Here is a 16611-nt window from a genome sequence, read left to right as displayed (position 1 = left end):
TGCTGAGTCTTTTAATGCTAAAATCAAATTATTTAGAGCAAATTTAAGAGGCGTGACAGATACATCTTTTTTCCTGTTTAGGTTAGAGAAATTATTTGCTTAATCCCCTTAAATTTAATGTGACCCAAGATTTTGCGGTATACACCAAAATAAAACATAAGGCGTTACCTCATAGATATTTATACACCTATAAAAAAGTGATTTTATAAAGTTTGATTAAGGTCATCAGGATTAACTCTAGAGCTTATGAGTTAATATGATTAACCACCGAGAAAAAAGAGAACTGAGAGAAATTCTATAAACAGCCTATGACTTTAATCGAGGAAGAAGAATTATTCATCTAAAAAGTTAGCACCAATCAACAGGATTTTTTCAGCTTCAAAAGGGCTAATTCCCCCTATTCAAATGAATAAAACCATGTTCTTGTCTTTCTTCTCCATTTTCTCCTTTGATTATAGCTTTGAAAAAATAAGTTCCGTCTGTACACTCCTCGCCTGTTTTTTGAACTCTTCCATCCCAATTAAAATCAACTTGATCAGATTCAAAAACTACATTTCCCCACCTGTTCAGAATAACAATTTTCAATTCGCTTATCACTTGATAATTCACGAACTTGAAGAAGTCATTATCTCCATCGCCATTTGGAGTAAATACGTTAGGGAGTTCATAATCCATTTTAGGAAGCGTGACAATGATTTCAATGTTAGCTGAATCAATGCATCCATACTCGTTAATTCCCGTTAGTGTTGTTGTATATTTCCCCACATTTTCAAAGCTGTGGAAAACAACAGAATCCATACTTTGAAGAGAACCTCCATCTCCAAAATTCCAAATATAATTTTCAATATTTGAGGTGTTGGGATAAAACTCTACCAGTAAAGGCGAATCCCCTATCGATGGATGGGCAGAAAAATAAACATTTGCGGGCGGATAGACAGTTAGGGCTTGAGTGGAGAAATTAGAACAACCATCTAAGCTTGTACACTGAATAGTATATGTTGTACCACCGGTCTCGTTAAATAACTCACCAGTAACGGAATCAATTTCTGCTCCATCCCCTAAGGGAGAAATAATACTAAATTCTCCCTCAACTGATCCAGTAATATTTGCACTATTTTCAGTTCCTTCACAGAAATCAGTAACGGTAAATGAAGGAGGTGCTGTCAAAGTAATCATAATTGAATCTATACTATTGCATACCTGATCTGCCTTGTGACCATAGACATAAACCATCATATTAGAATCTGGTATAATGGATATTACTGAACCAGTATCACCAGTGCTCCATGTTAAACTGTCAAACTGTGAGGTTTCGTAGTAAACAGTTGTATCACCACAACTGTTGACATTAACAACTTCTAAACTATCGTTAATTACATCAACAGAGAGCTGGATTTCTTCTCCTTCACAAACTACTGTATCTATTGGCCCGATTTTCAAGACAGGACTGACTACATAGACGTTTTTCTTAACTACGATGTCACAACCGTTCGGTCTGTGCTTCGTTAATGAGACATTATATACCCCGTTATCATTATAGGTATGCGAAGTATTCAATCCAAGAGCAGTGCTACTGGAGTCTCCAAAATTCCATTCGTAACTTGTTGAGAGAGTATCTGAAAGAGCAGCAAAATCTATATTGGATCCCACACAATTTGGGTTTGAAGAGATTGTAAAATCATTCTCTAAATCCTTAGTTGCTGCACCGGCACAATATCCAAATGAATCACTATTCCCCCAACCATAAACATAAGTTAATGCCCCACCTTGGTTCACTAATGTATGGTTGCCAGCACTAACATTAACTTGCGCATAACTGTAGGTTGGATTTGATGGAACAGTAGAGAAGCTGGAAGAAATATTTACTCCATCCAAAAAAGTGCTCCCCACATCGGCTGTTTTAACAACAATATTTGCCCAATACTCATTAATCATCCCTGATACAAAGGCGTTAAAAGTAATGCGTTTTATAGATTGCTTTTCAGGATAAATTAAAATTTGAAACGGATCACCAACACCATCACAACCAACACCTTGTGCATATTGCATTATCATAATAGGTTTATTTGAAGAAATATCACAGGCTACATCACTCGGAAACAAATAATGTTGACCTGCACCTAAGTAGATGGTTACACCTCCATTTAGGGTTATAATAGTTCCATTTTGAGTTGCCAGTATCTTATATATAGTGGTCGATTTTTCTTTTAAAGGCGGTAATATATATTGAGTTCCCAACGCCGATAAAGGTAACAATTGCTCATATAGATGATCACATGCACCACAAATCCCAACCGTTGTACATCTATGTCCCGAAAACACCGCGAAAGGAATACATTCGCCATTAGTTTTACTAAAAATAGTTGTGCCTGTAAAATTAGTGGATGCGTTAAAATTAACAATTTGATAAGTCTCTCCTTGATTCAGAGTAATAGTGTAAGGAATACCTGCTGGATGTCCACCTCCTGTAACAACAGAAGGAGTAATTTCTATTTCAGTACTGTCTTGCGTGGCTACGATAAGTATTTCGTCACCGACAAAATAAACCCCCTCGGACCAATTCAAAACCATATACTTATCTTTAAGAGCAGGTGTAGGATGTATAACTGTAGCATCACTAGAAAGATCTAAAGCGCTGTGCCCATAAACGGTAACCGAATCACAACTGCTTACATGAACTGCATTCGCAAAAGTGCCTTCAAAAAATAGAGGCTGAGCCATGTTTGGCATTGTAATTCTTACAGTAGAATCTGCTTCCACATAAAAAGTTTGTGAAAACCCGACTCCGGGGATACTTATTGTGCCTGAAGTTGACCTCTCCGATGATATATAAGTATAATTAGTCCCATTAGATTGATAGTTTGTCATAAAACCAAACCAAAAATCTGTTCCTTTCGTGGAAGAATCTTGAGCACTAACTCCCTTACTCAAGAATAAAAGAAATAAAGCAAAAACAAGTAGAACAGCCCTTTCCATATTTAGTAGTTTTTAAAATCTATACAAATTCTCCTCAACCAAAATAAATCCTTTGTCAAATAATTAAAGAAAATAGGATTCATCAAATAAACAGATTAGTGTTGTTACAAGACGAACAATAGAAAGAGGGGTTGTGTTTTATCAGAATTTACTTTTCATAATTACAAATGCAATTCCCTCTGCAGGAGTTATTAGTCAGGAAAGTTAAATCGATTTCAAATTTGGGAAGAAACATAGCTATTCCCGCTAACAAAACAACCTAGATTCCGCTCCTTTTATTAGCATTGCACACAATTTCCAAAAAAACATTCAAAAATATCCAATTTTTAATTTTACCCCGAAGCTCAATAATATCAAGCCTATATCCGATAATAACCACTTACAAACGAAAAACATTCGACAACAAGCGACAAATACCCATATAAAGCTTTCACCTCTTCCCACCTTTGCAGTGTCGATGACTGAGAGACAGTCGGGTAACAAATTCAAACAATTATTAATTAAAATTTACAGACATGAACAATTTAAGAAACACGGTTAGTTTAATAGGGCACTTAGGTAAAGATCCTGTGATTACACAATTCGGAGATAAGAATTCAGTAGCACGTTTTAGTGTAGCCACAAATGATTCCTACAAAGACAAAAAGGGTGAGTGGATACAAAATACAACATGGCACAATGTCGTGGCTTGGGGTAAAGCCGCAGAACTTTGCGAAAAATTACTTAAAAAGGGCTCTGAGGTCGTATTAGAAGGAAAATTAGTCAATGACTCCTACGAAACCAAAGAAGGCGATACCCGCTACAAAACAGAGATTTCACTGCGTGAATTCATGGTGCTAAACCGCGATAAAGACGCTAGCAAAGCTGCGAAATAATTAGATTTTTAAAATGTGAGTGCTTAGGCATTTCTTGAGCACTCACTTCAAAAGTAATAACCACAAACACATAATATCATGAGAATACAGCAAATGAATCACGTTAATTTAATAGGTCAAATGTCATCAGAACCAACTTTTGTAGAAGCAGGAGGTAAAAAGATCGCTCGCTTTTCATTGTCCACCAAAGAGACCTACTTGGATGAGGAAGGAAACACAAAAGACACAAAGAACTGGCACAGCATAACCGCTTGGGGAAGATGGGTTCCCATATTAGAACAATTGGGAACAAAAGGTCAAGCTTTGGCAATTGAGGGAAGATTGAAATCCAGGTTTTACAACACGAATGGAAAACGTCAATCTTTCACTGAAATCGAAATTAATGATTTGGTCATTCTATAGAAAAGGGAGAGGCACATTAAGAAATAACAGCTTTGCAATAGTAATTAATCGTCTGATTTATTTCAGACTAAAAAACAAGAAATCATGAGAAATCAAGTTCAATTAATCGGAAATATAGGAATCGATCCAGAGATCACAAACTTTGAAAGTGGAGCTAAAAAGGTACGTTTCACGCTTGCAACCAATGAAAGATATGTAGACAAGAATGGGCAAAGACAAGACAAAACTTTTTGGCACAACATTCATGCTTGGGGTCCAACTGCGAATTACATTGCGAAATCTGGTAAGAAAGGGACTCAATTGGCCATTACAGGAAAACTTGTCACTCGAAAGTACCTTTCGAAAACGGGAGTTTCTAAATCATTTACCTCCATTGAAGTAAAAAATGCAGTAGCGCTGAGTTAAGCACAACAAGATTTTGAACAATCACCCATTTACCACCAGTAAACACAATTGTAACTAGAGAATTGCTGAAGTAAAATCACGAAACGAAAAAACCTCTTGCTATTCGACCCTAGCGTAGTCTATTGACAAATTAAACAAATTTTGATTTGTACAAATTGACTCAGCGCCTAGCACCTAAATCAAAAACGGTATGCAAGCCCAAGAAGGTTTGATTAGGTTAGACAGAAAGTACGTAGCAAAATGTTACGTGCTTTTTGTTTTTTGGTTCCACAACTGACCTAGGTATTCATGAACGATAACAATTGAGAACAACATTAAGAAGTTATAAAAAATGTCCTCTACGGGAATGGACAAAACCCTGAACCCCATAATTTCATCGGGATTATACCAAACTACAGGATCTTCTGTAGCTACCCCAGTCAAGACTCCGTTTACAATTAAGAAAGGAATTTGTGTGATAAAGAAAGACACAATAAAAAAGGGATACCATTTTGGTGTAAAACCGAAGTAAACAATAACGTTGACCAGTCCAGCACCGAAAAGTGCAACCGATGTGTACCAATTATCGTAGTGAATAGCAGCTAAAACAAAGCAGCTTATTGTGAAGATCAAAGAAAAGAAATAGGAGAACCTAACGGGTCTAAATTTAGGAAAGTAGGCTTTCACCACTTCGTAAATAAAGACACACGCATAAGGAATGGTAAAAAAGAACATTACTTCCTCGATAGGTAAATTAAAAAAAGAAATACCCGATAAATAAGTTGGATTAAATCCCCAAACACCTATATCTGTAAAGTAAATATCCCAAGCCACAAATACACTTCCAATTACCAAAATAGACGGTATTAAGGTTTTCCAATGCGTATAGAAGTGAACTTTTTTATCGAAAGAAAGAAACAATGGTCCTGCGATACTCAAGACATTAATCCACAGATATAAACTCATTATTTCTTAGTTTTTAGTTGATATGCTTTTCTTGATTCCTTATAATATTTCATGGGTACTATCAACATGCCGAAACATGAACCATGCTCCTTACCACGTTCTTTGTGATGAACTTTATGGGCTTTTCGAATGGCCATTAGGTATGGACCATCTAATTTATCCATAAACTTGAATCTTCGGTGAATATAAACATCATGAAAAAGAAAATAAGCCAAACCATAGGCTGCAATTCCAAAACCTACCCAAACAAAGAAATATCCTTGATACATTATACCTAGCATAATTAACAACCACGATGGAATGGCATAAAGCAAGAAGAAAATATCATTTTTCTCAAAAGGCCCTGGTTCGGGTTGATGATGGTCTTTATGAAAACGCCATAAAAAACCATGCATAATATACTTGTGATTAAACCAAGCACTAAACTCGGTTAAAACAAATGTTAGAACTAATACTAATGGACCCCACCAATACATTATAATACGATATTTAAAATAAGAAAAAAGACGATTTGTAGAAAATACAAAACAGTTGCCACTTTATTTTGTTCTCCCAATCTCATGGAAAAGTAAACCAATTGAATCACAAAAGCAATTAAAAACCATCCTACAAAATTAGAAAACGGAATATCTCCACTCCAAACCCAATAATCGCTTTGAATAGCAATGGGTTCAATTAATAAATCAAGCAATAACATTAGAAAAGTTCCGATCACCGCTTTGAAAAACCAATGTATACTAAAGATTTCCGCAATAGAACCTGAAATAATGGTCAGCATGACCCAATTCACACCAATAATTAACGGAACTCCGTACCAAAGTGGGCCTAAATTGTTTCCATAAACATAGTTTCCAAACAACAAACCTGTGTGTACACCTATCCATTCGGCAATCATTCCAATAGAAAAACCAGCAAACACAAAAGTATAAAAACGAAGACTATGATTTTTTAGAGCTAATAATAAAACAATAAAAGAAATCATAAGATTCATGAAGGAAAGAGGAAGAAAATCTTCTCTCCAAGAAGAGGTTAAACCTATAATTCCAACCAAATAAAAAATCACCAATACTAAAATGAGTATTAATGATTTATGTTTTAATAATTCTTGAAATGATATCTTTTCTTTCATCATGTGCTAAAAATAGTAAACACCAGATCATCAAAAATGTTTACTTCCATTCTTTAATCCCTTTATCCAATTCTAGCACGTGAGGAAATCCCAGCTCCTTCATTCTTTCCATGGCTACTTTGCTTCTTACACCAACGGCACAATAAACAAGATATTTTTGGTCTCTTGGCATAGGTTTTAAATCATCGTCCATATCTCCTCCATTGTATTCTACTAATTTAGAACCTTCAATGTGCCTTTCCTCGTACTCTTCCACCGTTCTTGTGTCTAACAAAATATATTCACCCGATTCCAAAGCTTCCTTAAACTCCGCATTTCCAACACTCTCATGCCTTTCATTTATGGTGCTTTGTGCAAAGATCATTTGCAGAGATGAGAAAATTAAAACGAATAATATAGTCAATGTAGTTTTCATAAATAAAATTTTAGTTCACTCAAAAATAGACAAGTTCTTTAATACAACCTATTCAATTGACTATTTTTTAGAAGAAACGAAATAGTAATTGTAATTTTGCACAGACAATGATTGTTTTTTAATATTCAGGAGCAAAATAGAAATGAAAAAAGAAGTGGTAAAACGTGTTGTGTTAATAGCTGGTGGTTCAGGGCTGATTGGTCTGGAAGTACAGAAAGAACTCAATAAGTGTGGTCATGAAGTGCGTGTTCTAACACGTAAAAAAGATCCTAAAGCACCTTATTTTCATTGGGACCCAAAGAAAAAAGAAATCGATAGGGAAGCGATCAGAGGTGTACATGTCATTATTAACTTGGCAGGCGCCGGAATTGCAGATCAAAGATGGAGTGATAAAAGAAAAGAACAAATTTTTAATTCTCGTATTAAGCCAACTCAGTTCCTGCACGATATTAGTCAAAACATACCTTCTCTTATTCAATATATTTCTGCCTCAGGGATTACTTGTTATGGTTATGAAGACCCGATAAGATTATATAAGGAAAGCGATGAATTTGGAACAGACTTTCTATCGACAGTTGTGAGAAGATGGGAAGAAGTAGCAGACCTTTTCTCTCCGCAGCAAAAAGTTGCTAAGATAAGAACAGGTGTTGTTTTGTCGGAAAAAGGTGGGGCACTTCCAAAAATTTCTGGTACAATTAAAAACTATGTTGGGGCTCCGTTAGGATCTGGAGAACAACAAATGCCTTGGATTACTTTAAAAGATATCGCTAGAATTTACGTTCACACAGTAAATGAACAGTTGAATGGTGCATACAATGCAAATAGCTCTAATATATCTAATGCAAAATTGACAAAAGTGCTTGCCAAAAAACTAAGCAAACCCCTCTATTTACCAAAGGTTCCCAGTTTTGCTTTAAATTTAGCATTGGGAGAAATGGCGTCTGTTGTATTGGAAGGAGTGCGTGTAGACAACAGTAAAATTCTTCAAACCGGTTTTGAATTTAAACACAAAACCATTGACGAAGCCTTAAGTTTTATTTATGATAAGAATGAAAAGTAAAGCCGGAGTAAGGATTAATTCATCATTAGTAATCCAGCACAACTAGGTAAAAATCTATTCAAACAATGGACAGGCATCGGTAGAACGCGGACCTTTTCTGCAAGCACTAAATTGCAGTGAAATTTCATGGGTGTGAAAATTTCCCCCGCGAATGGCCGAAGTGATATAATCGAAACTATAACCAATGGTGAATTTTTTAATGTTCACTTTCAAGAAACCAATAAGAGCATCTGTGTTTCGGTATCCAATTCCCAACATGAGTTGATTCTTAAAGTCTATCATCAAATTCATATCAAAGCTGATTGGTCCAGCGGGTGGAATTCTGAATAAAATTCCTGGTAAAAGCGTGTTGTTATTTTCTAAAGCAAACCGCGTTCCCATTTGTACCTTTGTGTGCAGTCTAAAACGAGAAGAAAAGCCAACATCATCCCATTTATTTCTCCCTACTTGATCGAGTGCAGCACCTGCATAAAACTTATCAGAATTATACCAAACACCAAGACCCAAAAGCGGATAAAGCATTTGGTTTACCGTTTGTGCCACCGCGGGATCAGGATCTATTGTAATGGCTTGGGTATGGTCATAAGCAAATTGTTGCACGCCAGCAGAAGCTCCAAAACTTAGTCTTCTGTCTTTTTCCATAGGGAAATGCATTGCATAAGCCATTGAAACCGCAAAATTATTAAAGGGACCAAAAACATCGCGTTCTATTTTTCCTCCCAAACCATGAAATGAAGCATTATGGCGTTTCTTTAGTTTTTTCAATGGCGCATTAATGGTAAACAACCCACTTTCTGGCGCTCCTTCAAAACCGGCCCACTGCAAACGAACTGCAGTTCTTACATCCAAACATCGTTTTACACCCGCCAACGCCGGGTTGATAGCAAACTGATTAAATGACCACTGCGAATATTGAGCAATTTGCTGACCCAAAGAAGTAAAGGACAGCATCAAAATTAGAAATGTGATGATTTTTCTCATTTTACGATTGTAACTGTTCCTTTTAATGGTTCGCTGTATTCTGCATCTCTTAAATTGATTACATAATAATACACACCTGCCGCCAATTCTTTTTCACCCAAAGAAGTTCCTTTCCAACGTTTATCTGATGGATAACCCGTCGTTTGAAAAACCAATTGCCCCCATCGATTAAAAACTTGAATGCTAACATCAGGAAAATTTACGATTCCCAAAATTTCCCACTCATCATTTATACCATCTCCGTTAGGCGAAAAAGTGTTGGGGATTTTTAATTGATTTTCAACAAAAACAGTTACCTCATCTACAATAGAACAAACCCCATTATTTACTGATAAAAAATAAGTTGTGGTTTCATTTGGGTAAACAATGGGCTTTATAAAAGAAGTATTATTGATATTATAGGGCGGACTCCAACTGACATTCCCACCGCTTGTTTGTCCTTGCAAGTTGACATGGTCTCCCTGTAAAATATAAAGATCAGGCCCAGCGTCTACGAGAAAATCCTGTACCGTAAAAGAAATAGAATTGCTCATTATACTGTCTTTGCACTGGGTAAAACAAACCATTTCAGCAGAAACCACATCATTGTCATTCATTTCTTTGTATTCGAAAATTGAATCGACAGTTACCGCGGTTAAAACACCGTTTACATACCAATTAAATTGCAATTGATCGTCGCAGTCCGTTGGAGAAGCATAGAAAACTACATTTTCATCTCTACACACCGTCGACCGCGCTGTTGAAATCGTTAATTGTGGATTTCTAGCAATTCCTGCGCCTGTTAATTCAACATCGAAAGTAGCTTCAGCATTTTGAGCCGTTCCCGCTGATCCGTTTACGACGACATAAAAAGTTGTGTTGGGAAGCAGACCCACTCCATTCAACGAAAAATTATTGCTTTGATTCGCTTCACAGTTCGAAATCAAGGTATAGGAAGAGGAAATACAAGGAAGTGTTGCTTCGATAATAGCCGCTTGCAAACCATTTCCTTGACCGGGGTTATTTTCAAAAACGAGGTTACTAAAATCAACATTTACATCTCCTCCCAAATCATTGGTAGTAAAAGTCATCCAAATAGAATTATCTCCTGCAAAGCAAAAATTAAAATCATCCTCGCAGTTTGCACAAACAGTAGCATTTGCATCAATATTATTAATAGAAAATGTAGTATTTGGGCACAATTCAAAGGCATCTGCACAATTATTATATTCCTCTTGTCCAAATGTAAATATGGAAAGAATAATGACCGTTACGAGAAGGGAATATTTCTTCATGATTTTAAAAGACTTTGTGTTGCTTTCATTTTCTAACAACGAAGATAAAATAAATTTATGTTATTGTTCTTGATAAATTATTTTTGGAGGATCTGGTAAATGCTTTAGAGAAGAAATCTCTTTCTTTAGCAAGGAGCTATTCTCTTTTCTAAAAGCATTTTGAGCTTATCATTTCACCTCACTTAATAGCGCTAGGAATCTGCTCTATTCTTCAATCAGATACAATCCCATACGAATTTTCCAGTAGGGCATTTTTTCTTCAAAAAACTCGAAATAAGGTTTCAATACACCTTCGTCAGGGAACTTTTGTTTGGCTTTTCTAATAGCATTAATTTCATCTTGCGAAATGTATTCTTCGATGGGTATACTTTCCCCTTCTTGATGCTTTTTCATCAAATGTCCATAAATTGTATCTTCCTTTAAATTGCGTTGCAAGGCTATTTCAGCAATAGACAATCCTTGTTCAAATAATGTAAAGCTTTGATCTTGTGTAGGGATTTTCGTGTTCTTCTGCTTTGAGGAGCGTTTTTCCTTGTGCGTTTTAATCACCGCTAAAAAGCGCTCTCCATATTTTGCTCTTTTGGCCTCTCCAACTCCGCTGACTTGTAAAAACTCGTCATTCGTTTGTGGAAGAACTACTTCCATGTCTTTTAACGCAGCATCACTAAAAACAATATACGCCGGAACACTTTCCTCCTTCGCTATTTCTTGTCTTAAAGTTCTCAGCTTCTCAAATAAACCACTTGACTGACTACTTGCAACTCGTACTTTTTTAGTTCTTTCTTCTTTTGCTTTCTGTTTGGCAAGTTTCACCTGTTCGTCTTCAAAAAGCACTTTCTTTGCCAAAGGAGTCAGTAATAAACGACCGTTTTCATGAAAGCGTATTTCCAAAATCCCTTGGTTAATCATCTGAATAATATATTGTTGCAAAGCAAACCAAGAAACATCACTCGCTTTCCCATAAGTTTTAATGTTTTGATAATCCTTATTGAGAATTGCGTTCGTTTTTGCTCCCCTTAAAACGTCTACCACCATTCCTATCGCTTCATTTTCTTTTAATCTTGCCACAGCAGAGCAAACTTTTTTAGCCAAGATTGTTCCGTCGAAATACTCAGGAGGTGACTTACAAACATCACAATTGCCACAATCCTCTGAAATATACTCTCCAAAATATCCCAGCAATACTTTTCTTCGGCAACTTAAAGCTTCTGAAAACTGCTGCATTCTTTCTAGTTTGGCCAACTGGAACTCTTCGGTAGGTGTGCCTTTTAAAAATTGACGCAATTGTATAACATCCGCGTAACTATAAAACAAAAGGGTTTGTGCCGCCAATCCATCTCTTCCCCCTCGACCGATTTCTTGATAGTAACTTTCTATATTTTTGGGCATATTATAATGAATAACCCAACGCACATTACTTTTGTCAATTCCCATTCCAAAAGCTATGGTTGCCACAATAATTGGAGTTCTATCATTCAGAAAATCGTCCTGTATTCCATTGCGCTCCACGGTCGACATTCCTGCATGATAAGCTTGTGCCTGATAGCCTTTTTCTTTTAGTTTCGCGGCTACACTTTCTGTTCCTTTTCTGCTTAAACAATAAATTACACCACTCTCATCAGGTTTCGATGCCAAAAAACTTAAGATTTGCTTTAAGCGATCTTGTCCAGGCCGTACTTCTAGGTAAAGGTTTTTTCGGTCGAAAGAAGAAACATGCTTTTTTGCATTGGGAATACTTAATTGTTTCAGAATATCATCTTGCGTGGCATGGTCTGCTGTTGCCGTAAAAGCCACTACCGCAGTGTCTGGAAACAATGCTTTGAGTGTTCCTAACTCGGTGTAAGCAGGTCTAAAATCATGTCCCCAAGAAGAAATACAATGTGCCTCATCCACGGCAATAAGGCTTATTTTAATGGTATTGAAATAAGACTGAATAATGGGCAAAGTTTCAGGCGAAATATATAATAATTTCAATTCTCCTTTCATGAATTTCGAAAACACCTCTTCTCGCTCGCTTTGTTCTTGGGTACTGTTATAAAATTCAGCGGCAATTCCATTGGCTTTTAAGGCATCTACCTGATCTTTCATCAAAGCTATTAATGGCGAAATAACAATAGCAGTTCCTTCCAGCAAAATCGCAGGCAATTGAAAACACAAAGACTTCCCTCCTCCCGTTGGCATAATGGCCAATAAATCTTTGCCTGCAAGAATATCGTTGATTATGCTCTCTTGATTTAATCTGAAATTGTCATAACCAAAAAAGCTTTTTAAATGTGATAAAACTTTGTCTTTTGTAATCATATTGTTTTAATGTTTGAGGTTCTTAATGTTTGAGGTTCTTAATGTTTAAGGTTTAATTATTAATGATTAACGCTCAAGGTATTGAATTTCAACTGCGTTAAAATTGTGGTAAAAAACCGCCCAGCGCAACCTACGTTAAACATTAATCCTTAATAATTTATCATTAGAAAACACTACAGCGCGTCAATACACCCGTTAAACATTATTTAAAAACTCTGTTTCCCAAAGATGCAATGATAGAAAAAATATATTTGGGTATTAGTTACTTACTTTCGTTTGTTGTCGTTTAAAAATGGATAAATGATTAATGTTCTTAATGTTTAAGGTTTAATTATTAACGCCCAGAGTGTTGAATTTCAACTGCGTTAAAATTGTGGTAAAAAACCGCCCAGCGCAACCCCCGTTAAACATTAATCCTTAATAATTAATCATTAGAAAAAACTACAGCGCATCAACACCCCCGTTAATAATTAATCATTAAAAAAAACAGCGCATCACCCTCCTATTGAACCTTAATAATTAATCATTAAAAAAGCCATTTCATTAAAAAAACTAATTTTGCGCTTTTAAAATTTCAATTTGGCACATTTTGTGAATTGACTACAGGAAAATTATCACTATGAAAAAATATTTACTCACCACAGCGCTATTAATTTTTGTCGTTTTTCAAGGAATTGGACAAAGATTCGATTATGAAAACACATCAAAGGTATTCTTCGGTTTAAACATTGGTAGTGTTTGGCATACATCTGATGTAGAAAATGCAAAAGAAAGATTCCCGCTAGGAGCAGGATTCGTTTTTGGGGGCTCTATGAATCAAAATTATGGAAACGCAGTATCTTTTGATCTGCGCTTTAGGTATTTAGGCGGAACTTGGTATGGAAAAGACAGCGATACTACAAGCGCAATTCAAAATAATTATGCCGTTCAACCCTTGTATGATACATTGGGATATACTGTTCAAAATTTTAGAACAGCACAACACCGATTTGCTTTAGAACTTTCTATTCACGCCAATAGATTCAAAGAAAGAACAGGAATTGACCCTTATATTTTTGGTGGAATAGGAATTACAGCCTCTAATATAAATGGAGACTTATTGAAGAAAAGCGGTATCATAGAAAACGGTACCATATATCCATACAACGAAACGCCAAACGGGAGCATTATTGATGAGAAATATGAAACTCCTTTAGATATGAATGCGGCGGGCGAAAGCTATACTCCAGATGATTTTGACTTTAAAGTTCTTCCTAGCCTCGGTGTGGGAATTGGATACTATTTCAATAGTAGATTTTCTATGGGACTTGAACACAAAACAACTTTCGTAAGAGATGATTATTTTGATGGAACAACACTAAATCAAAATGCACAAGAAAGTGATTTAATTAAAAACGACCTTTACCACTACACAAGTATATATTTTAAATGGTATTTACGAGGAAGTAAAAATAGATACACTCACCCAGTGGATAATCCACCTGTTGAGCCGCAACCACATACGCCAGGTGTTGAGCCTACGCGCGGAGACAAGCCAATTGTTGATTTCTCTAATCCACAAAACACGCCGCACCGCACAAATTCTCCGGTCTTCGATTTAAGAGCGAATGTAAGAAACGTGAGCAGTGCACAATGGATTACTTTTACTCAAAACCAAAATAGATCTACCTCTTTTGTTTTTAATCCTCAAGCGCAAACTTTTCAGGCGAATGTGCAATTGGTTCCAGGCCTAAACACTTTCTTTATTAAAGGAGAGAACCAATATGGAAAAGCCAGAGATCTTGTAGAAATCTATTATGACGAAGAGCCAAGGGAAACTCCTCCAATCGTTAAAATCACAGATCCTTCTGTAAGTCCCTACGTTGTGAATCAGTTAACGTACAATTTAACTGCCGACATTAGAAACATAAAAGCCAGAAATCAACTTACAGTGACTTTAAATGGTCAAAACCTTACAAATTTCAATTTTAACGCCGCAGGAAGCAACAATTTCTCTATTCCATTGAATTTAAATTCTGGAACAAATGTGCTAAGAATTGAAGGAAGAAATAATGCTGGAATGGATAGCGATGAAGTAACTTTTGTCTATGAGCGAGAAGCTCCCGCAAATCCTCCAGTAGTTAATATTGTAATTCCTTCTGCAAGTCCTTTCACAACAAATCAGCAGAATGAAAACCTTGTGGCAAAAGTAGAGTTCGTTAACAACAAACAGAATATAGAGGTAAGTATAAATGGCACTCAAACGAACAACTTCAGCTTCGACAATTCAACTGGAAGGGTTCAATTCAATGTTGGACTTAATCCTGGAATCAATACCATTCGTATTAGTGCGAACAACGCATACGGTAATGACTTTGACGAAACGCAAATTATTTATCACCGTAGTGATGGGGAGCCAAAATTACCGCCTACAGTTGATATTGTAACACCAGCGGCAAGTCCATTCGCAACAACAGAGCCTTATGAAAATATTACGGCAAACATTAATTATGTGAACACCAAACAACAAGTTCAGGTGCGTGTAAATGGTGTGTTGACAAATAACTTTGCATTCAATCCTTTGCAAAACAGCTCTATGCACCAAGTTCAATTTAATGCAGTGCTTAGCGAAGGCAACAATACCATCAGAATTACTGCAAACAATAATTATGGAAATGATTTTGATGAAACTATTATTATTTACTACAAAGAAGGTATAGACCAAGGGTACCCACCTCTGGTTGATATAACAACCCCTATTTCAAACCCTTATACTACAACAAACGCAAGCGAAACAGTTATTGCCGATGTCGAATATATATCTGAAAAATCTGAAATTGGAGTTCAGGTCAACAATGTTCAGGTTTCTAACTTTACATATAGTGCCGTTTCAAAACAAGTGCAATTTACAGCTCACTTAAACCCAGGTGTAAATACCATCAGAGTTACTGCAAGCACTGCTTACGGAAATGCTTTCGATGAAACTCAGATTGTTTACAGAAAGAAAGAAGAGCCAACTCCGCCAACTGTACAAATTGTTACGCCAAATGCAAATCCGTTCAACACCGTTCAAGCAACACAAAACATTGTAGCAACTACAAGTTTCATCGCTTTAAAACAACAAGTGGAAGTAAGCGTGAATGGAACAACAACAAATAGTTTCACGTTCAACAGTGGAACAGGAAACGTAGAATTAACGACTGGATTAAATCCTGGAGTAAATACCGTGAGAATTAGCGTGACCAATGTTCACGGAAATGCTTTCGATGAAACTCAGATTGTTTACAGAAAGAAGGAAAAACCAACTCCGCCAACTGTACAAATTGTTACGCCAAATGCAAATCCGTTCAACACCGTTCAAGCAACACAAAACATTGTGGCAACTACAAGTTTCATTGCTTTAAAACAACAAGTGGAAGTAAGCGTGAATGGAACAACAACAAATAATTTCACGTTCAACAGTGGAACAGGAAACGTAGAATTAACGACTGGATTAAATCCTGGAGTAAATACCGTGAGAATTAGCGTGACCAATGTTCACGGAAATGCTTTCGATGAAACTCAGATTGTTTACAGAAAGAAGGAAAAACCAACTCCGCCAACTGTACAAATTGTTACGCCAAATGCAAATCCGTTCAACACCGTTCAAGCAACACAAAACATTGTGGCAACTACAAGTTTCATTGCTTTAAAACAACAAGTGGAAGTACGCGTGAATGGAACAACAACAAATAATTTCACGTTCAACAGTGGAACAGGAAAGGTTGAATTGACGACTGGATTAAATCCTGGAGTAAATACCGTGAGAATTAGCGTGACCAATGTTCACGGAAATGCTTTCGATGAAACTCAGATTGTTTACAGAAAGA

General features: G+C 36.3%; 13 protein-coding genes. 5 read left to right on the top strand and 8 right to left on the bottom strand.

What is annotated here, in order from left to right:
• Positions 1-387 precede the first annotated feature (387 nt).
• Complete coding sequence (locus tag DIT68_RS13465; protein WP_109360337.1) at positions 388-2976, bottom strand: PKD domain-containing protein; 2589 nt, start codon at positions 2974-2976, stop codon at positions 388-390.
• Between the two features lie 515 nt (positions 2977-3491).
• On the opposite strand from DIT68_RS13465, the gene DIT68_RS13460 reads away from it, so the two are divergent.
• The 3 genes from DIT68_RS13460 to DIT68_RS13450 all read left to right on the top strand — a co-directional run bounded on the left by DIT68_RS13460 (position 3492) and on the right by DIT68_RS13450 (position 4658).
• Entirely contained in the window at positions 3492-3851 is a 360-nt protein-coding gene (locus tag DIT68_RS13460; RefSeq protein ID WP_109360336.1) for a single-stranded DNA-binding protein, read from the top strand.
• A 78-nt stretch (positions 3852-3929) separates the two neighbouring features.
• On the top strand, positions 3930-4253 hold the full coding sequence (locus DIT68_RS13455) for a single-stranded DNA-binding protein (RefSeq protein ID WP_109360335.1): 324 nt from the start codon (positions 3930-3932) through the stop codon (positions 4251-4253).
• 84 nt (positions 4254-4337) lie between these two features.
• Positions 4338-4658, top strand: a complete 321-nt coding sequence (locus DIT68_RS13450) for a single-stranded DNA-binding protein (RefSeq protein ID WP_109360334.1) — start codon at positions 4338-4340, stop codon at positions 4656-4658.
• A gap of 243 nt (positions 4659-4901) precedes the next feature.
• On the opposite strand, the gene DIT68_RS13445 is transcribed toward DIT68_RS13450, so the two are convergent.
• From DIT68_RS13445 to DIT68_RS13430, 4 genes are read right to left on the bottom strand one after another with little or no spacing between them, the layout of a single operon-like run.
• Positions 4902-5603, bottom strand: a complete 702-nt coding sequence (locus DIT68_RS13445) for a lycopene cyclase domain-containing protein (protein WP_109360333.1) — start codon at positions 5601-5603, stop codon at positions 4902-4904.
• Positions 5603-6079 carry a sterol desaturase family protein gene (locus tag DIT68_RS13440; protein ID WP_109360332.1) on the bottom strand — a complete coding sequence of 159 codons (477 nt, stop codon included), beginning with the start codon at positions 6077-6079 and terminating at the stop codon, positions 5603-5605. The genes DIT68_RS13445 and DIT68_RS13440 overlap by 1 nt, the downstream gene beginning before the upstream one ends.
• Positions 6079-6735: a carotenoid biosynthesis protein gene (locus DIT68_RS13435; RefSeq protein WP_109360331.1), complete on the bottom strand. Its 657-nt coding sequence runs from the start codon at positions 6733-6735 to the stop codon at positions 6079-6081. The genes DIT68_RS13440 and DIT68_RS13435 overlap by 1 nt, the downstream gene beginning before the upstream one ends.
• Positions 6736-6772: 37 nt before the next feature.
• Positions 6773-7147: a rhodanese-like domain-containing protein gene (locus DIT68_RS13430; protein ID WP_109360330.1), complete on the bottom strand. Its 375-nt coding sequence runs from the start codon at positions 7145-7147 to the stop codon at positions 6773-6775.
• A 142-nt stretch (positions 7148-7289) separates the two neighbouring features.
• On the opposite strand from DIT68_RS13430, the gene DIT68_RS13425 reads away from it, so the two are divergent.
• Positions 7290-8207 carry a TIGR01777 family oxidoreductase gene (locus DIT68_RS13425; RefSeq protein ID WP_109360329.1) on the top strand — a complete coding sequence of 306 codons (918 nt, stop codon included), beginning with the start codon at positions 7290-7292 and terminating at the stop codon, positions 8205-8207.
• Positions 8208-8261: 54 nt separating this feature from the next.
• On the opposite strand, the gene DIT68_RS13420 is transcribed toward DIT68_RS13425, so the two are convergent.
• The 3 genes from DIT68_RS13420 to recQ all read right to left on the bottom strand — a co-directional run bounded on the left by DIT68_RS13420 (position 8262) and on the right by recQ (position 12763).
• Positions 8262-9188: a PorP/SprF family type IX secretion system membrane protein gene (locus DIT68_RS13420; protein WP_109360328.1), complete on the bottom strand. Its 927-nt coding sequence runs from the start codon at positions 9186-9188 to the stop codon at positions 8262-8264.
• The gene (locus tag DIT68_RS13415; RefSeq protein ID WP_146194222.1) at positions 9185-10462 is read right to left on the bottom strand and encodes a gliding motility-associated C-terminal domain-containing protein; all 1278 of its coding nucleotides are present in this window, start codon (positions 10460-10462) and stop codon (positions 9185-9187) included. Before DIT68_RS13415 ends, DIT68_RS13420 begins: the two co-directional genes overlap by 4 nt.
• A gap of 204 nt (positions 10463-10666) precedes the next feature.
• A complete protein-coding gene (gene recQ, locus DIT68_RS13410) occupies positions 10667-12763 on the bottom strand; it encodes a DNA helicase RecQ (RefSeq protein ID WP_109360326.1) in 2097 nt (698 codons plus the stop codon).
• Positions 12764-13382: 619 nt separating this feature from the next.
• Here recQ and DIT68_RS13405 point away from each other — a divergent pair.
• Positions 13383-16611 (top strand): carbohydrate-binding protein (locus tag DIT68_RS13405; protein ID WP_199223425.1); only part of this gene is annotated, 3229 nt, incomplete at its 3' end.

The sequence above is a fragment of the Brumimicrobium oceani genome (genome assembly GCF_003143775.1).
Lineage (GTDB): Bacteria > Bacteroidota > Bacteroidia > Flavobacteriales_D > Crocinitomicaceae > Brumimicrobium > Brumimicrobium oceani.
This window is presented reverse-complemented; position numbering and strand designations above follow the sequence as displayed.

What these genes read in the sequence shown, in the direction of transcription:
- DIT68_RS13445 (WP_109360333.1), bottom strand. Translation starts at nt 5,603, where the DNA reads ATGAGTTTATATCTGTGGATTAATGTCTTGAGTATCGCAGGACCATTG.
- recQ (WP_109360326.1), bottom strand. Translation starts at nt 12,763, where the DNA reads ATGATTACAAAAGACAAAGTTTTATCACATTTAAAAAGCTTTTTTGGT.
- DIT68_RS13465 (WP_109360337.1), bottom strand. Translation starts at nt 2,976, where the DNA reads ATGGAAAGGGCTGTTCTACTTGTTTTTGCTTTATTTCTTTTATTCTTG.
- DIT68_RS13455 (WP_109360335.1), top strand. Translation starts at nt 3,930, where the DNA reads ATGAGAATACAGCAAATGAATCACGTTAATTTAATAGGTCAAATGTCA.
- DIT68_RS13440 (WP_109360332.1), bottom strand. Translation starts at nt 6,079, where the DNA reads ATGTATTGGTGGGGTCCATTAGTATTAGTTCTAACATTTGTTTTAACC.
- DIT68_RS13435 (WP_109360331.1), bottom strand. Translation starts at nt 6,735, where the DNA reads ATGATGAAAGAAAAGATATCATTTCAAGAATTATTAAAACATAAATCA.
- DIT68_RS13460 (WP_109360336.1), top strand. Translation starts at nt 3,492, where the DNA reads ATGAACAATTTAAGAAACACGGTTAGTTTAATAGGGCACTTAGGTAAA.
- DIT68_RS13450 (WP_109360334.1), top strand. Translation starts at nt 4,338, where the DNA reads ATGAGAAATCAAGTTCAATTAATCGGAAATATAGGAATCGATCCAGAG.
- DIT68_RS13415 (WP_146194222.1), bottom strand. Translation starts at nt 10,462, where the DNA reads ATGAAGAAATATTCCCTTCTCGTAACGGTCATTATTCTTTCCATATTT.
- DIT68_RS13425 (WP_109360329.1), top strand. Translation starts at nt 7,290, where the DNA reads ATGAAAAAAGAAGTGGTAAAACGTGTTGTGTTAATAGCTGGTGGTTCA.
- DIT68_RS13430 (WP_109360330.1), bottom strand. Translation starts at nt 7,147, where the DNA reads ATGAAAACTACATTGACTATATTATTCGTTTTAATTTTCTCATCTCTG.
- DIT68_RS13420 (WP_109360328.1), bottom strand. Translation starts at nt 9,188, where the DNA reads ATGAGAAAAATCATCACATTTCTAATTTTGATGCTGTCCTTTACTTCT.